This window comes from Nostoc sp. LPT (genome assembly GCF_017115165.1).
Classification (GTDB): Bacteria; Cyanobacteriota; Cyanobacteriia; order Cyanobacteriales; family Nostocaceae; genus Nostoc.
In genome coordinates this window covers 14,101-29,841 of sequence record NZ_JABXKF010000165.1, presented here as the reverse complement: position 1 = coordinate 29,841, position 15,741 = coordinate 14,101, and the positions used below count along the sequence as shown (strand labels likewise).

The 15,741-nt window shown below is 44.1% G+C and carries 19 protein-coding genes; 10 read left to right on the top strand and 9 right to left on the bottom strand.

Features of this window, described 5'->3' with window-relative positions:
- Window positions 1-137 precede the first annotated feature (137 nt).
- From HWQ58_RS31635 to HWQ58_RS31620, 4 genes are all read right to left on the bottom strand, one after another.
- On the bottom strand, window positions 138-353 hold the full coding sequence (locus tag HWQ58_RS31635) for a cupin domain-containing protein (RefSeq protein WP_292871756.1): 216 nt from the start codon (window positions 351-353) through the stop codon (window positions 138-140).
- The gene (locus HWQ58_RS31630; RefSeq protein WP_292871754.1) at window positions 354-476 is read right to left on the bottom strand and encodes a hypothetical protein; all 123 of its coding nucleotides are present in this window, start codon (window positions 474-476) and stop codon (window positions 354-356) included.
- Between the two features lie 123 nt (window positions 477-599).
- A complete protein-coding gene (locus HWQ58_RS31625) occupies window positions 600-1,169 on the bottom strand; it encodes an SRPBCC domain-containing protein (RefSeq protein WP_292871752.1) in 570 nt (189 codons plus the stop codon).
- Window positions 1,169-1,489, bottom strand: coding sequence for a metalloregulator ArsR/SmtB family transcription factor (locus tag HWQ58_RS31620; RefSeq protein ID WP_229492935.1), 321 nt, complete (start codon window positions 1,487-1,489; stop codon window positions 1,169-1,171). The genes HWQ58_RS31625 and HWQ58_RS31620 overlap by 1 nt, the downstream gene beginning before the upstream one ends.
- A gap of 176 nt (window positions 1,490-1,665) precedes the next feature.
- Between HWQ58_RS31620 and trpD the strand changes: the two genes are divergently transcribed.
- Window positions 1,666-2,733, top strand: coding sequence for an anthranilate phosphoribosyltransferase (gene trpD, locus HWQ58_RS31615; protein ID WP_292871750.1), 1,068 nt, complete (start codon window positions 1,666-1,668; stop codon window positions 2,731-2,733).
- Here the strand turns inward: trpD and HWQ58_RS31610 are convergent.
- Complete coding sequence (locus HWQ58_RS31610; protein WP_292871748.1) at window positions 2,663-3,703, bottom strand: retropepsin-like aspartic protease; 1,041 nt, start codon at window positions 3,701-3,703, stop codon at window positions 2,663-2,665. The genes trpD and HWQ58_RS31610 overlap by 71 nt on opposite strands.
- Before the next feature lie 298 nt (window positions 3,704-4,001).
- Between HWQ58_RS31610 and carA the strand changes: the two genes are divergently transcribed.
- The 5 genes from carA to HWQ58_RS31585 all read left to right on the top strand — a co-directional run bounded on the left by carA (window position 4,002) and on the right by HWQ58_RS31585 (window position 8,526).
- On the top strand, window positions 4,002-5,168 hold the full coding sequence (gene carA, locus HWQ58_RS31605) for a glutamine-hydrolyzing carbamoyl-phosphate synthase small subunit (RefSeq protein ID WP_292871746.1): 1,167 nt from the start codon (window positions 4,002-4,004) through the stop codon (window positions 5,166-5,168).
- Window positions 5,169-5,436: 268 nt separating this feature from the next.
- On the top strand, window positions 5,437-5,802 hold the full coding sequence (locus tag HWQ58_RS31600) for an STAS domain-containing protein (RefSeq protein WP_084227153.1): 366 nt from the start codon (window positions 5,437-5,439) through the stop codon (window positions 5,800-5,802).
- Window positions 5,803-6,384: 582 nt separating this feature from the next.
- The gene (locus tag HWQ58_RS31595) at window positions 6,385-6,864 is read left to right on the top strand and encodes a ribonuclease III domain-containing protein (protein WP_292871744.1); all 480 of its coding nucleotides are present in this window, start codon (window positions 6,385-6,387) and stop codon (window positions 6,862-6,864) included.
- Window positions 6,865-6,955: 91 nt separating this feature from the next.
- Window positions 6,956-8,143 (top strand): 23S rRNA (guanosine(2251)-2'-O)-methyltransferase RlmB, encoded by a 1,188-nt coding sequence (rlmB, locus tag HWQ58_RS31590; RefSeq protein WP_292871801.1) that lies wholly within the window; start codon window positions 6,956-6,958, stop codon window positions 8,141-8,143.
- A gap of 80 nt (window positions 8,144-8,223) precedes the next feature.
- On the top strand, window positions 8,224-8,526 hold the full coding sequence (locus HWQ58_RS31585) for a DUF1816 domain-containing protein (protein ID WP_292871742.1): 303 nt from the start codon (window positions 8,224-8,226) through the stop codon (window positions 8,524-8,526).
- Window positions 8,527-8,698: 172 nt separating this feature from the next.
- Here the strand turns inward: HWQ58_RS31585 and HWQ58_RS31580 are convergent, their stop codons facing one another.
- From HWQ58_RS31580 to HWQ58_RS31570, 3 genes are all read right to left on the bottom strand, one after another.
- Window positions 8,699-9,547, bottom strand: a complete 849-nt coding sequence (locus HWQ58_RS31580; RefSeq protein WP_292871740.1) for an alpha/beta hydrolase — start codon at window positions 9,545-9,547, stop codon at window positions 8,699-8,701.
- A 2-nt stretch (window positions 9,548-9,549) separates the two neighbouring features.
- Window positions 9,550-9,738, bottom strand: coding sequence for a hypothetical protein (locus HWQ58_RS31575; RefSeq protein WP_292871738.1), 189 nt, complete (start codon window positions 9,736-9,738; stop codon window positions 9,550-9,552).
- 63 nt (window positions 9,739-9,801) lie between these two features.
- On the bottom strand, window positions 9,802-11,034 hold the full coding sequence (locus HWQ58_RS31570; protein WP_292871736.1) for a methionine gamma-lyase family protein: 1,233 nt from the start codon (window positions 11,032-11,034) through the stop codon (window positions 9,802-9,804).
- Between the two features lie 85 nt (window positions 11,035-11,119).
- Here HWQ58_RS31570 and HWQ58_RS31565 point away from each other — a divergent pair, with 85 nt between their 5' ends.
- From HWQ58_RS31565 to HWQ58_RS31550, 4 genes are all read left to right on the top strand, one after another.
- Entirely contained in the window at window positions 11,120-11,947 is an 828-nt protein-coding gene (locus HWQ58_RS31565; protein ID WP_292871734.1) for an acyl-CoA desaturase, read from the top strand.
- Window positions 11,948-12,001: 54 nt separating this feature from the next.
- On the top strand, window positions 12,002-12,229 hold the full coding sequence (locus tag HWQ58_RS31560) for a hypothetical protein (RefSeq protein WP_292871732.1): 228 nt from the start codon (window positions 12,002-12,004) through the stop codon (window positions 12,227-12,229).
- A 156-nt stretch (window positions 12,230-12,385) separates the two neighbouring features.
- Window positions 12,386-13,438: a fatty acid desaturase gene (locus HWQ58_RS31555; protein ID WP_292871730.1), complete on the top strand. Its 1,053-nt coding sequence runs from the start codon at window positions 12,386-12,388 to the stop codon at window positions 13,436-13,438.
- A 218-nt stretch (window positions 13,439-13,656) separates the two neighbouring features.
- A complete protein-coding gene (locus tag HWQ58_RS31550; protein WP_292871728.1) occupies window positions 13,657-14,736 on the top strand; it encodes a fatty acid desaturase in 1,080 nt (359 codons plus the stop codon).
- Window positions 14,737-15,186: 450 nt separating this feature from the next.
- On the opposite strand, the gene HWQ58_RS31545 is transcribed toward HWQ58_RS31550, so the two are convergent.
- Complete coding sequence (locus tag HWQ58_RS31545) at window positions 15,187-15,720, bottom strand: ArsC/Spx/MgsR family protein (RefSeq protein WP_292871726.1); 534 nt, start codon at window positions 15,718-15,720, stop codon at window positions 15,187-15,189.
- Between the last annotated feature and the right edge of the window lie 21 nt (window positions 15,721-15,741).

Genomic DNA, 15,741 nt, shown 5'->3' with positions numbered 1-15,741 from the left:
AAACTAAGCCATCCACAAGGGGTGGGGTATCGAAGAGCCTTGCGTTAAAAGGATTATTTCGCCCACAAAAAGCGAGGTTTTTACCTTTTCCCTTTTTAATGAAATGTTTAGAATGTTTTTTGAAGAAATTAGGATTTTTATAACTCCTCAAATATTCCCATATCACCAAGACGAATTGTAATAAGATCGACAGATGTAACTGCTTTGTGAGGCCCATTCTGGGTATGAGCAGGCGTAAACCAAAATGTTCCTGCTTTGCATTCACGTCCAGCAGTTTCAATAGTTCCCTTCAGAACATAAACATATTCATCACAAGGATGGTAGTGAACTGGAATCACTGCACCAGCAATCATTTATAATCTATGAATTGAACCTTTTGGCACTGGTTCAGCTAATGGCAATAATTTTGTACCTGGAACAGGCTGAAACTCAAACCATGTTTCAGCTTCTGTGTCAACAAAAGTCTGTTTATTCATATTGAATTTTCCAAAAGCTCAATTTAATTTGGCTTGGCTAATACTTGTCCAACCACAAATGATAATGTTACCAAGCTTTGAATTTAAATGTAGATATTGACGTGCAATATGTGAATTGCCACTTTAACTTGTGCAGAGTGTGGCTAAGATTTGCGGTAGTTTTTCATGTAAACTGTAGTTCCATCCACCATTAAGAAAATAACTAAGAACGATACTATCTAATACCTCATATCTACCAACTGGTATTGATGAGAATACGGTGCTGCGATTATTTGGTATTACTGTCTGCATCCCTGCCTTGGACTCATGCATAAATTTGCCTTGCCACGGTTGAGAAAGTTCCATTGTTTCATTGAGCTTAATGGCTTTTTGAATCAAACCTTTATGTTCGAGTAGAAGTTTCGTACCCCCAACTACGGGTTGGATTGTCCAGGTAACAACTGAAGGCTGGCACATCATACTGTCTTGCCAAGTGAATGCCAGTCGTCTTGGCTCATCGAGTTCAATTATCTGACAGTCTATGTCTCCCTCCAGCCCTGGCAGTGTCGAATGCACAAATCGGAATTTGTGTCCCAAACGCGGCTCAAAGTCGTTTTCCATTAGCCATACTGCCAATGCCTGACGGTTAGTAAGTACCTGCCAAACCCGTTGGGGAGGATAGGGATAGAACACTTCCATATTCAATCGGAGCATCAATTTTCCTCCAAATAATTGCCAAGGGCATCGAGTTTTTCTTGCCAAAACTGCTCGTAATGAGCAATCCATTCAGATATCTGTTTCAATGGCTCCGGGTTTAGCCGATAGAAACGCTGTCGCCCTGCTTTCCGCATTTGTACTAAGCCTGCTTCGCAAAGAATCTGTAAGTGCTGAGAAATTGCTGGCAAACTCATGGCAAATGGCTGGGCTAATTCTTTGACTGGTTGCTCACCACTACGTAACAGATCCAGTAGCGCCCTGCGTGTGGGATCTGCGATCGCCACAAAAACATCCGCACTGGCAGCAGGTCTACTCATTCCTATTAACCATATATTTAAGCAAACGCTTAACTATTTTAGATTATACATAAGTAATTGCTTAAATGTCAACTAGTAAGAACAGCAAAAAGTTGGGATTTTAGTTTCCCAAGCTTGGCTGCTACTTTCTCATTTTTCGGTAGGATGGCTCCCATACCTACAAAAACCTTAGCTATATGGCAACTTCCCCAATCCCTGCTCAAGAATCCTCTGTTAATTGGTATATTTTGTTGGAACAATTAATAGATGGCCAATCTTTATCCCGTACTCAAGCTGCTGAATTGATGCAAGGTTGGCTCAGTGAAGCGGTTCCCCCAGAATTATCAGGGGCTATATTAACAGCGCTGAACTTTAGAGGCATTTCTGCCGACGAGTTGACCGGCATGGCTGAAGTATTACAATCTCAATGTTCCCCACTCAGCACTCACCACTCATCACTCAGCACTGTAATAGATACCTGTGGCACTGGTGGAGATGGGTCATCAACCTTTAATATTTCTACAGCAGTTGCTTTTGTTGCCGCTGCATCTGGCGTATCGGTCGCTAAACACGGCAATCGTTCCGCATCTAGTCTCACAGGAAGTGCAGACGTATTGGAAGCCTTGGGTGTAAACTTAAGTGCCTCTAGTGAAAAAGTACAAGCAGCACTACAAGAAGTCGGGATCACTTTCTTGTTTGCCCCTGGTTGGCATCCAGCACTCAAGGCGGTTGCGTCATTACGGCGGACTTTGAAAGTACGCACAATTTTTAATTTGCTCGGGCCGTTAGTAAATCCCTTGCGTCCAACTGGGCAGGTAGTGGGCTTATTTACTCCCAAACTTTTAGCAACTGTTGCCGAAGCTTTACAGAATTTGGGTAAGGAAAAGGCGATTGTGCTGCACGGGCGAGAAAAACTTGATGAGGCGGGGTTGGGAGATTTAACTGACTTGGCGGTGTTATCGGAGGGAGAAGTGCAGTTAACTACCATTAATCCCCTAGATTTGGATTTAACGCCTGCTCCCATAGGTATGCTTCGGGGTGGGGATGTGCAAGAAAATGCGGTGATTCTCAAGGCGGTACTGCAAGGCAAAGGAACTCAGGCACAACAAGATGCAGTTGCCTTAAATGCTTCGTTGGCGCTACAAATAGCGGGTACGATCGCATTCCTCAATCACGCCGAAGGGATTAAAATCGCTAAGCATATCCTACAAAGCGGGGCAGCTTGGACGAAGTTGGAGCAGTTAGTTGAGTTTCTGGGGAATTGATTTGCGATCGCAATTGCGGGCGAAATTCTATGACATTACGCTTAATGGTGACATCGTAGTTGCCAAAAAAGTCATGTCCTAGCAGTCCAGTTTCTAATTCTGCACCTGCGATCGCTACTGGTATTTTATTCACTATTACCCCACCAACTGCCATCGAATTAACATAGCCCACAGGAAATTCTACAGCTCTGGAACTTGCGGTGTTTGCCTTAGCTTTTCCTATTGTGACGATTCCCAAAGCATTAGCCATCTCTTGGGTGATGACAGTACCACTCGCTCCCGTATCGACAATCATCTCAAATTGTTGCTGGCCATTGAAGGTGACTTCCACAATCGGCGTACCACCAATTCGCCTTTTTATCGGGGCTGCAAATACTGCTTCAGCGGGAATCACCACTGCTGATGAAGGCAAACTTGGCTCTGGTGATAACGGTTTTGTTTCTCGTGGAGGTAAGGTGAACTTTGGTATAGTTTCTCTCTGGGGAACAACAACTACTACTTTATGAGGTACTCTAACTGCAACAGGGCGAGGATTAGCTTGCTGTTGGGCATATTTAACTTGGCGGCGATATTCCGTGATTTTGGTTTGAGCGATCGCAAATTCTGGGCTTTGTCGCCGTACTCTTTGCATCAGCGCGATCGCCTCCTGGTACTGACTCGCCACCAATTTCCAATCATCTGGGGATTGAGCCGATTGGCTGATACTCCAAGCGCCAACAGCTTTGTCTCGTCCCATCTCAAAAAGACTTGGTTCACTTTCAAACGGATCTAGCGGCTGCGCTTCTGGGGTAGCTGTTGGTCTTACTGGTTCAACGCTAGGTTTGACTGGTGCTAGATCCCCAATTGGCGTAGGTTGCTCATCGCCACCAGTAGCGGTGTTCAGTTTGTCTTCACTACAGGCAACGCACAAAACCGCTAGAGTAGTTGATACAAAAATTAGGTTTGCACGGGATAAAAAAGACTGAAGCATAATTAATTTTAACTGCCCAAGCTTTGTCAAATCCACTCCCGCTACTCTAATTCCCTTTTAATTTTAATTAACTATTTTAAAAACTCCCAATTGCTCAACTTATGAGATAATTAACAATCGCAGTATTGAAAAATAAGGAATAGAGAATAAGAAAGAGTATGCCCAATGCCCTTCAGGAGTGCTGAGTGCTGTTAGCGGAAGCGGGGCGTTTAGCCCGTGCTGATTGGGAAATCTCACTTCTTTACTCAGCACTCGGAACTCGAAACTCGGAACTGTTTTGCCCACTGCCCAATCTACTATGCCCCTGACTGACTCAATACCAGCTTTACTTGTCTTAGCAGATGGAACCACTTATCGCGGTTGGTCTTTCGGTGCAACGGGAACCGCGATCGGAGAAGTGGTGTTCAACACTGGCATGACCGGCTATCAAGAAGTCTTGACTGACCCTAGTTACCGCGGTCAGATTGTGATTTTTACCTATCCTGAATTGGGGAATACTGGCGTCAATCTTGAAGATGAAGAATCAGATGGACCTCAAGTGCGGGGTGCGATCGCCCGCAATATTTGTCACCGTCCAAGTAACTGGCGATCGACACAATCTTTACCTGACTACTTTAAACAAAACCAAATACCAGGGATCTACGGCATTGATACCCGCGCCCTCACCCGCAAAATTCGGATGTTCGGAGCGATGAACGGTGGCATTTCTACAACCATTCTCGATGAAGCGGAATTGTTAGAACAAGTACTAGCAGCCCCGAACATGGCAGGATTGAATCTGGTTCGTGAAGTCACTACCTCAACGGCTTATGAATGGTCTGATCCCACAATTCCAGCTTGGGAATTCAACTCTGAGGGTGGAGAAAATCTTGAGGAAGCCTTTACCGTTGTTGCCCTTGACTTTGGCGTTAAACGTAATATCTTACGTCGCTTGGTAAGTTATGGTTGCCGGGTAATTGTTGTACCTGCTGATACACCACCAGAGGAAATTCTCAAATACAATCCAGATGGTGTGTTTCTTTCTAATGGGCCTGGCGACCCTGCTGCCGTCACTGAAGGGATTGCAACTGCCAAAGCACTCCTGTTAAGTGAAAAACCCATCTTTGGTATTTGTATGGGACACCAGATTTTAGGTCATGCACTAGGGGCAGAAACCTATAAACTCAAATTTGGTCATCGTGGTTTGAATCAGCCTGCCGGCTTACAACAAAGGGTAGAAATTACCAGCCAAAACCATAGTTTTGCTATTGACCCAGATTCTTTACCTAGAGCAGTTGTAGAAATCAGCCACCTAAACTTAAACGATCGCACCATTGCCGGGGTACGTCACAAATCTCTACCTGTGTTCTCCGTACAGTATCACCCAGAAGCTAGTCCTGGCCCTCACGATGCTGATTACTTGTTTGAGCAATTTGTTCAAGCCATGCGAACAGCACGTCAACCCCTCCAGGGAATTCCAAATTAAAAATTCAAAATTCAAAATGAAAAATTTCTTTTTGAACTATGCATTTTTAATTTGGAATTGGAACAAAAAGCAAGAGTCAAGTTGTCGCATCTGAGATTAAATAAAAATAGCAAAATGCAAATGGGGGATCGGGCACTAAGGACTAGGAAAAGTTTTCCAATGACCATTACCCAGTAGCCAATCCCCAACCCCCTATTCCAACAGATTGTAGACAATTTGCTCAAAAACCATCTATACTTGAGCGTTCACTTTAACTCATGAGGAGGGAATTATTGCTGAGCCACTGAATCTAACCGTTAGCCTGAGGGGCACTCGTGAAGTCCGGGATAACTGTCAGCTATTCCGCCTCACAGGTTTGTTAGATGCTTTTTCTGAGCCGACATTTCGCAAGACACTTGGCAGTAAAATAGACGAGGGTCCTAAGCATATTATTTTGGATCTCTCACAAATTGACTTTGTTGATAGCTCTGGCTTGGGTGCTCTGGTGCAGCTAGCTAAGCAGGCTCAAACTGCCGATGGCACTTTGCAAATTGTTACAAATGCCCGCGTAACTCAAACGGTCAAGCTTGTTCGCCTAGAGAAGTTTCTCTCCCTGCAAAAATCAGTTGAAGACGCTCTAGAAAACGTCAAGTAGTCTTGATTGCTCGATCTGAGAGTTAAATTTAGCTATCCAGATTCAATATCGGATAGCTTAATTTTTAAAACTTCTGGCAGAAAACCTCTCTCCTTGTGGGAGAGGCATAAAGCCAGTTAAGCTATTATTATGTTTAAAGTTGAGTAATAACTAAAGATATAGACACCCAATTTTTGGGTATGTAAGCGTTGGCTAGAATATTGGATAAATAATCAAGTCTGAGATATTTGTAAGAAATACAAAGCCAGCAGATTTGTTTATAGATAGACTTGACTCGATGCTGTATAGTTAAAAGTTGTCGTTTACTCAGTAAGCATGGCAATGCTACCAAGTAAAAGGGTGAATTTGATGCTAAAATTTTACCCGTTCTTAGGCACAGACCACAAGAAATAGGCGAAATTTGGTTTATAGATGTTGACATCAGGGTGATTTAAAATGCCAACTCTCAATCAAAAAAATGAAATTAGGAAGTAATTTTGATAGTATTGATTATGCTAAGTATACTATCATGGCATACTTCAGAAAAATCAGTCTTTGCGAAGAATGCTTGCCAAATGTAGCCCGTCAAGGAATGATTTATTTGTGAAGTCACAGGAGGAAGAGCTATTAGATGGACAAGATGAAACTCCCAAACAAAGTTTATCTTGGACTCAAGCACTCTTGGCAACCACAGGGCCATTCCAACAGATTTCCCTCTCACAAGTGCAACAAATTTCTCCTAGTGCTTTAGCATATTTGGGGGATGCAATTTATGAGTTGTATGTTAGAATATTCTATCTGCTGCCATTGCAGCGGTCAGGAATTTACCATCGTCTGGTAGTGGAGCAGGTAAGAGCAGAAACACAAGCGCTACATTTGCGATCGCTAATTCCTCATCTCAGGGATACCGAATTAGAAATTGTCCGACGGGGTAGAAACGCCGCAACAGGACGCCCTAAGCGACTTAATCCCGAAATTTATCAACAGGCAACTAGTCTAGAAACTTTAATAGGCTACTTATATATCACCGATTACCAACGTCTAACCGAACTGTTGCAAATACTTCATCTAGAAAAAGAGTGAAAACTCAATTTCGCAGTAGCGACAACACTAGATTAGGTTCAAAAAATTGAGGGAATCGGAAGATCAACCATACGCTATATCCATAACTCAAATGCAGGATAAACCCAGAAAATTCAAGACTTCTAGCGAACCAAATCGGGGACAACCCGTAAAAATTAAAGGTAAGCGTGTTGTTACTAATCCGACTAGTAATCCCAGAAAAGTAGATAGCAACCCCGTCTCTGTTGCAAATCCAACTCGCAATCCCAGGAAAGTAGATAGCAACCCTATCTCTGTTGCGAATCCAACTCACAATCCCAGGAAAGTAGATAGCAATCCCATCTCTGTTGCGAATCCAACTGGCAATCCCAGAAAAGTAGATGGCAACACTATCTCTGTTGTTAATCCGAATCGCAATCCCAGGAAAATAGATAGCAACCCCATTTCTGGAAACTCCCGACAACGAAATAGCAACTTCTCTGAGGCGTCTGTATCTACACAAGCGATAGAAGAAGATAGCGATCTCATCTACGGTCGTCATCCAGTATTGAGTGCATTGAAAAATCAGCGCAATCTCAACCGTCTCTGGATTACTACCCGTCTGCGGTACGATCCTAGCTTTCACCATTTTCTCTTGCAAGCAAAGGAAAATGGCACAGTTATTGATGAGGTTGAACCCAAGCGTTTAGACCATCTGACTAATGGGGCTAATCACCAAGGTGTAGCAGCACAAATTGCTCCCTACGCTTACATCGAATTGCCCGATCTAATTGAGCAGTGCAAATCTGTAACCGATGCTGTAATTGTCGTAGCTGACGGAATTACCGATCCCCACAACTTGGGAGCAATTATCCGCACTGCCGAAGCAATAGGCGCTCAAGGATTGGTGATTCCTCAAAGAAGGGCATCTGGGATCACTTCCACTGTGATGAAAGTGGCAGCAGGGGCTTTAGAAAATTTTGCTGTAGCTAGAGTTGTCAACCTCAGCCGTTCCTTAGAAGAATTAAAGGAAGCTGGCTTTTGGATTTACGGTACTGCTGCAAGTGGCAGCGAACCTTTGCATACAGTCAATTTTACCGGCCCAATCGTTTTGGTAATCGGCTCAGAAGGTGAAGGTCTGAGTATGTTAACTCAACGCTCGTGTGATTTTTTAGTATCGATTCCTCTACAAGGTAAGACTCCCAGCCTCAATGCTTCTGTAGCAGCGGGTATGGCGCTTTATGAGATTTATCGCCAGCGATCGCTAAATACGCTGCACTTAGATAAATTACAAAAAATATCTTTGAAAAAATATCAGTAACAGAGTATAAAGAAATGTAACAGATAATCAGGCAGCATATCGTTTAACACCCTGTAGACGTTTATAAATCGGCGAAAACCATGAAAACCATTTGGCATCACCTCAAGGAAGTATTAATTAACACATTCGACTACATCGGCTTGGCTTGGTGGGTAGAGATTGTGACGCAAAATCCTCGTTGCACGTATTACTTCGGGCCATTTCTAAGTTCTTCTGATGCAACATTAGCAAGCAAAGGATACATAGAAGATTTAGAACTCGAAGGAGCGCAGGGAATTGTTGTGAATGTCAAGCGCTGCAAACCTAATACTTTAACAATTGCTGACGACTTGGGGGAAAGATTTGACCGCAAAGTACAGCCTGCCTTTGGCGGTCAAATTTAAGTTAGGCCAGAGAATGAAAAAGATGCTCTGATGCGGGGATGTAAAGATATGAAGACATAGAAAATCCTTTTTTCGGGGGTTATTGCGTCTTTTTCACTCATTGCGTCACCACATCTTCCCTCTCCATTTCTTCGTCAATAGTCAAAATTTTTTTAAATATTAAATATTTAGACTATTGACTACCAATTACCTGCGGATGAACTTCGAGCCAATGGTCAATATCATTTAGCACCTGCTGGGAAACTTCCCACGGGAAAAGATGGGCGGTGTTGGGATAGCACTGCCACTGAGAATTTGGCAGATGTCGAGCAGTTTCTAAGCTGGAATCAGATGTGATGTGGCGGTCTTGTTCACCAGCAAGTACTAAACTAGGACATTGTATTTGTTGCAAATCTAGAAGCCGATTGTATCCTGATTGAATTGCACTATAGAGAGCGCGAGTAGCAGCAGGAGAGGTTTGCAAATAAGCTGGTACTGCTTCCTTGGCGATGTAATTGTAAGTAATAGATGTATGTTGTTGGATTAGGTAACGGAAAAGCGATCGCTTACCAAAAGTTTCAATATTCCATTGCCAACTCGGTTTTATATAGTTCAATAGGGCAGCAACGCCAGTATATAAATTATCCTGCCAAGTGATAGGAGGATGACTGCCACGGGGTTTTGCGGCTGTCGCCACCAAAATCAGCCCAGTAATCCGCTCTGGCAAACGTAATGCCATCTCCATTGCTAGAATGCCCCCAAGTGACCAGCCCAATAGTAGGCACTTTTCAATCTGCAAACGGTCTAGCAGCGCTTCTAAATCAATCAAATGGTCATTCATGTCAAAATTGCCGTTGTAGCGACTTTTGCCGTATCCGCGTAAATCGGGGGCAAAAGTTTTGTAGCGTTTTGATAAATGATTGGTAAAGACAGAAAGACTACGACCAGTACCAGGATGACCATGTAAGCCCAAAATTGGGAATCCTTGACCTTGGATGTAAACATTGAGACGTGCAGCAGTTGTGGTGTGGCGATCGCTCATTACTAGCTGTTCTCCTGTCTACCGAACAAATGTTCTAAAATATGTTGATTTTCAATTCTCAAGCCTCTAATTTCCGATCTGATTTCTCTGAGTTCAGTGACAATCGCTGCAAAGTTACATACCTGCAACAAGGAATTTACGGTTGAGTGTAGTTGAGCAATCGCGCATCTATCCGCTTCTATAGCTACCATATTTGCTTCAGCCCTTTGTGCTGTCCGTGAAAGTTGAGCCGATTATATGCAAAAGAATATGTGCTATGCATTACTGCCAACTGCATCAATCGCAGCCTCCAGAGCGATCGCTACATGAGTCCAATGAGTTCCCCCCTGGCAATAAACTACATACGGCGATCGCATTGGGCCATCTGCTGATAATTCCAAAGTACTCCCTTCAATAAATGTCCCCCCAGCCATAACTACCTGGCTCTCATACCCTGGCATATCATCTGGAACGGGGTCTAAGTAGGAACCGATCGGAGAATGCTGTTGTATGGCTTTACAGAAAGCAATTAGCTTTTCGGCTGAACCAAGTTTAATTGCCTGAATTACATCCCCACGGGGAGCCAAGGGAGCAGGATTCACTGGATAACCGAGTTGATCAAATACATAACCAGTAAGATAAGTCCCTTTTATCGCCTCTCCTACCATTTGCGGAGCCAGAAATAGTCCTTGGAACAGCAGGCGATTTTGGTCAAAAGTAGCACCGCCATAACTACCGATACCGGGAGCAGTGAGGCGACAGGCGGCTGCTTCCACTAAGTCGGCGCGACCGGCAACATAACCGCCAGCGCTGACAATAGTGCCACCAGGATTTTTAATCAATGACCCTGCAATTAAATCAGCACCTACGGCTGTAGGTTCCTTTGTTTCAATAAATTCGCCGTAGCAGTTATCCACAAAGCAAACGGTGTTTGGGTTTTGTTGTTTAACTAAGTGGACGATTTTTTCAATATCGGCAATTGACAAACTAGGACGCCAAGAATAGCCACAAGAACGCTGAATTAACACTAAACGAGTGTTTTCAGTCACACTAGTACTTAACGATTGCCAATCTATAGTTCCTTCGGAGGTTAGCTCTAATTGGCGGTAATTTATGCCAAACTCGATTAGAGAACCTTGACCTTGACCCCGTAAACCAATGACTTCTTCAAGCGTATCGTAGGGAGAACCGACTACTGCTAACATTTCATCTCCAGGACGGAGGACACCAAATAAAGCACAAGCGATCGCATGAGTTCCCGAAACAAACTGCACTCGCACCGCCGCTGCCTCGGCACCCATAACTTCAGCAAAAACTTTATCTAAAGTTTCTCGTCCTAAATCATCGTGACCATAGCCACTTACACCAGCAAAGTGGTGTGCGCCTACACGGTGATTACGAAAGGCATCCAGCACTCGTTTTAGATTATGCTTGACCTGAGCGTCAATACCAGAAAAAATTTCTAATAGTGCCTGTTCTGCTTGCCGCAGCTGTTCTAAGCTGTTCATCAGTTCCTCGTTCACAAAAAATTATAGATATGCGGATTTTCAGATCGCGCAGACTAGGCTGGAAAAATCAAATTCAGGTTACTGCATGACAATTGCTACCTCAACAAAACCTCAAATCAACTGGGTTAATACCCTGTTTTTCATTGGACTGCACATCGGCGCTTTATTTGCATTTGTTCCTGGTAACTTTAGCTGGACGGCAGTTGGTGTGGGTTTCTTGCTGTACTGGGTGACTGGTGGTTTAGGCGTGACTCTAGGATTTCATCGCCTTGTCACCCACCGCAGTTTTCAAACTCCCAAGTGGCTAGAGTATCTCCTGGTTTTCTTTGGGACACTTTCCTGTCAAGGAGGCCCAATTGAGTGGATAGGGACACATCGCATACATCATTTAAACTCTGATACCGATGCCGATCCCCATGATTCTAATAAAGGCTTCTGGTGGAGCCACATGGATTGGCTGATTCATTACTGTCCCGCTCACGCTGATGTTCCTCGTTTCACCAAAGACATTGCCGAAGACCCAGTTTATCAGTTTTTAGAAAAATATTTCATTTTGATCCAGGTTGCTCTAGGTGTACTGCTTTTGCTTCTAGGTGGCTGGCCCTTTGTGATTTGGGGAATTTTTGTTCGCATTGTCTGGGTTTACCACTGCACTTGGTTGGTGAACAGTGCCACTCACAAATTTGGCTATCGCAGTTATGATTCTGGCGATCGATCGACTAATTGCTGGTGGGTAGCCGTACTAGTTTTCGGTGAAGGCTGGCATAATAATCATCATGCTTTTCAATACTCAGCTCGTCACGGGCTGGAATGGTGGGAAATCGATTTAACTTGGATGACAGTTCAATTGCTGCAAGCGGTTGGTCTGGCAACTAATGTGAAGTTGGCCCAACAAAAGTTAGTTAAGAGTTAGGAGTACAGACGCGACGCCAGTCGCTACAACGGGGAGCCACTCCGTGGGCGGGCAATGCCCGACTTGAAGGAAGTGGCGTGGGAACCCCCCTTCGGGTTCGGGGGTAACGCTCCTTCTCCTAAGGGGAGACGCTACGCGAACCTCGCTAACGCTGCGCTAACGCATACCCTACGGGAAGGCGTTCTGCCTACGACGGGAACCGCCAAGACTGCGACCCCCTCACCGCAACGCGCTGGCTCATTAATTGCGTCTGTACAGGAGTTAGGATGTGTAACGTTTTGAATTGAACACTTCTAACTCCTACTTTTCAAAAAGCTATTTACGGGTGCGCTTGTGTCGGTTAGGTTGCTATAATCCGAAGCGCTAATGTGAAGAATTTTTACGGCAAGTTACTTTTTGGTGACTTGGTGGAGGAGTTTTGTTGTTTTTCAGGTGTCCATGACTACATCAATAATTAACAGCCACAAACTAAGTGACGAGCCTGGTAATTCCGACTTCCGGCTCAAAGATATTGTCAAAACCCTGCCACGGGAATGTTTTCAGCAGAACCGTCGCAAAGCTTGGACGCAAGTCCTGCTGAGTGTCTTGGCAGTCGCCTTGGGCTATTACAGCCTGGTTATCACTCCTTGGTTTCTCTTACCCCTAGCTTGGATTTTTACAGGCACTGCTTTAACAGGTTTTTTTGTAATTGCCCATGATTGTGGTCATAGGTCATTTGCTAAACGTCGTTGGGTAAATGATTTAGTGGGGCACTTCTTCATGATGCCGTTAATTTACCCCTTTCATAGTTGGCGAATTAAGCATAATTATCACCATACTCATACCAATAAGTTGGATGAGGACAACGCTTGGCATCCAATCACACCAGAAGTGTTTGAAAGTTGGGATAAAACCCGGCAGTCTGTTTTTGAGGGATTCATGCGTAAACGCTTCTGGTGGGTGGGTTCCATTGGACATTGGGCTGTGGTGCATTTTGATTGGCGAAATTTCAAAACTAAAGACCAATCGAGTATCAAGCTTTCGGTGGCGGTGGTAGTTGTGTTTGCTGCGATCGCTTTCCCGACTCTCATCGCCACAACTGGTATCTGGGGATTTGTCAAGTTCTGGCTAGTGCCCTGGATGATTTACCATTTTTGGATGAGTACTTTTACTATTGTTCACCATACTGCCGCAGATGTTCCTTTTGCGACAGCGAACAAGTGGAACGAAGCTCAAGCACAGCTATCTGGAACTATTCATTGCGATTATCCGCGTTGGGTAGAAGTCTTGTGCCACGATATCAATGTTCATGTCCCTCATCATATCTCCACTGCTATTCCTTCTTATAATTTGCGGCTAGCTTACAGCAGCATCAAAGAAAATTGGGAGCCTTATCTGCATGATGAGTGTCAGTTTTCTTGGCCTTTAATGAAGCAGATTACAGACCAATGTCAACTGTATACAACTGATGTTGGCTATAAGACTTTCAACGAATATTATACAGAGCGATAAATAGCGCTGTGACTACACTCACGCTCTTGAACCAACGAGAGCGTTTATTATGCTGTGTTTAAATAGAATCTGGCAATTTTTTAATGACTAAAATTGTTAGGGAAATTGCCAGAAATTATCCTCTGTTGTGTTAGCGATCGCTAGTTTCGTGGGCATCCTAGAGGTGAGATAATTTTGTCTCAAATAAAGTTCCGATTTCTATCCAACAAAAGAATCCAGTGCAATCAAATATTATTACGTTCAACAATCCTCCTGACCTTGAAACGTTTGAGGATACGACTAAATTGCCTTTCACTCTTCAAGATTTAAAGGCTGCAATTCCTACTGAATGCTTTCAGCCCAATCTGACAAAATCACTTTTTTACTTCTTTCGTGACATCCTGATTATCAGTCTGCTTTATGCAGTTGCTTATTACCTGGATTCTTGGCTTTTCTTCCCGATTTTCTGGCTAATGCAAGGAACGATGTTTTGGGCTTTGTTTGTAGTCGGACATGACTGCGGACACCAATCTTTTTCTAAGCGTAAATGGCTGAATGATTTGATTGGACATCTTTCTCACACACCAATACTTGTTCCTTATCATGGTTGGCGAATCAGCCACAGAACCCATCACAAAAATACTGGCAATATCGATAACGATGAAAGCTGGTATCCTGTGACAGAATCACAATATAAGGAGATGCCTTTAGCCCAAAAGATAGGCCGATATTATGTTTTTCTCTTGGCTTATCCTGTGTATTTATTTAAGCGTTCTCCTAATAAAGAAGGCTCCCACTTTTTGCCCAGCAGTCCGCTTTTCAAGGCATCGGAAAAATGGGATGTCATCACTAGTACTGTATTATTAATTGGCATGGTAGGTTTGCTGGGTTTCCTCACATACCAATGGGGTTGGATGTGGTTGCTGAAATATTATGCTGTGCCCTACCTTGTATTCATAATTTGGCTAGATTTGGTGACATTCTTGCACCACACTGAGGCAGAGCTTCCCTGGTATCGTGGAGAAGATTGGACTTTCCTCAAAGGCGCAATTTCTAGTATTGACCGTGATTATGGTTTGGTTAATCATATCCATCACGATATCGGTACTCATGTTGCTCACCATATATTCCTTAACATCCCTCACTACAATTTGCTAAAGGCAACTGAGGCAATAAAGCCAGTCATGGGTGAGTATTTCCACAAATCGGAAGAACCTATTTGGAAGTCATTATGGAATTCATGTGTCAGCTGCCATTTTGTACCTGATACTGGTAGTAAGGTTTACTATATATCCAACAACAAGTTAGCTAAAGACTAGTACCGCAAGGCGGAAGTCAAAAGGAGCCAGTGCGTTGAGGAGACGGCGCCGTGGTGAGGCAGTCCGGTCTTGGGGGTTTCCCCCATGAGGAACTGCCGAAAGGGTTTCCCGACTTGAGGCGACTGTCGTCGGCTCTGCCGACTTGTTCGTGCAGCGTCTCCCCTTGGGAGAAGCAACTGGCTCTCAAAAGTCACGCATAATTGTATTTCGGGCTTTTGCACCATTTGAAATGGTGAGGCAGTCCGGTCTTGGGGGTTCCCCCCATGAGGAACTGCCGTTAGCGCAGCGTTAGCGAGCCTGCGAGCGTCACCCGTTAGCGCAGCGTTAGCGACGCAGGAGCGTCAGGGGTATGTTTATTTACGCCGTGCTATACTAGAGCCAATTTCAAAGTCCCTCTCCCAAGCTTGGGAGAGGGATTTAGGATGACAGCTTTTGATTCATGCAAGAAATCTAATGACTACAGCTGCCTTGCTTTTGATGTTTTTCACCATGATGGTTACAGCCACCCTGCTGATTATGGTGATCAGCACTACGATCATTACCGTGAGAGCAGTTTTGCAAATCTTCCTTCATCAAGTTTTCGCTGATTTCCTGCAAAGACTCATCTACAGGCTTTAAGCCAATCCAAGCATCAATCTTTTCTACATCAAACCCTACCTCGCGGCGTAGGCTTTGCCCGCCGGAGGCATCGCCTATTTCTAACAAAGGACGGCGAATTAACAGTGGCTCTCTCAACATCAACTGCAAAGCGGTTTCTGCATCAATTTTTTCAGGAACCACCTCACCAGATTTTACCTTTGGGGAGGAAGGATTAAACCATTCGGCTACGGGGCGATCGCCAAAAAATGAACGCAACCGCTCAACTGTCCAAGGTTCTGTTAGCAGGTTGTATGCTACCACCTCATGACCAGCAGCTGTAAGCAGAACTTTTTGCTTAGTACCACCTTGACAGCCTGGTTTGCTATAGAAAATTACTCTTGCCATTTAACTACCTCCTAATTACTC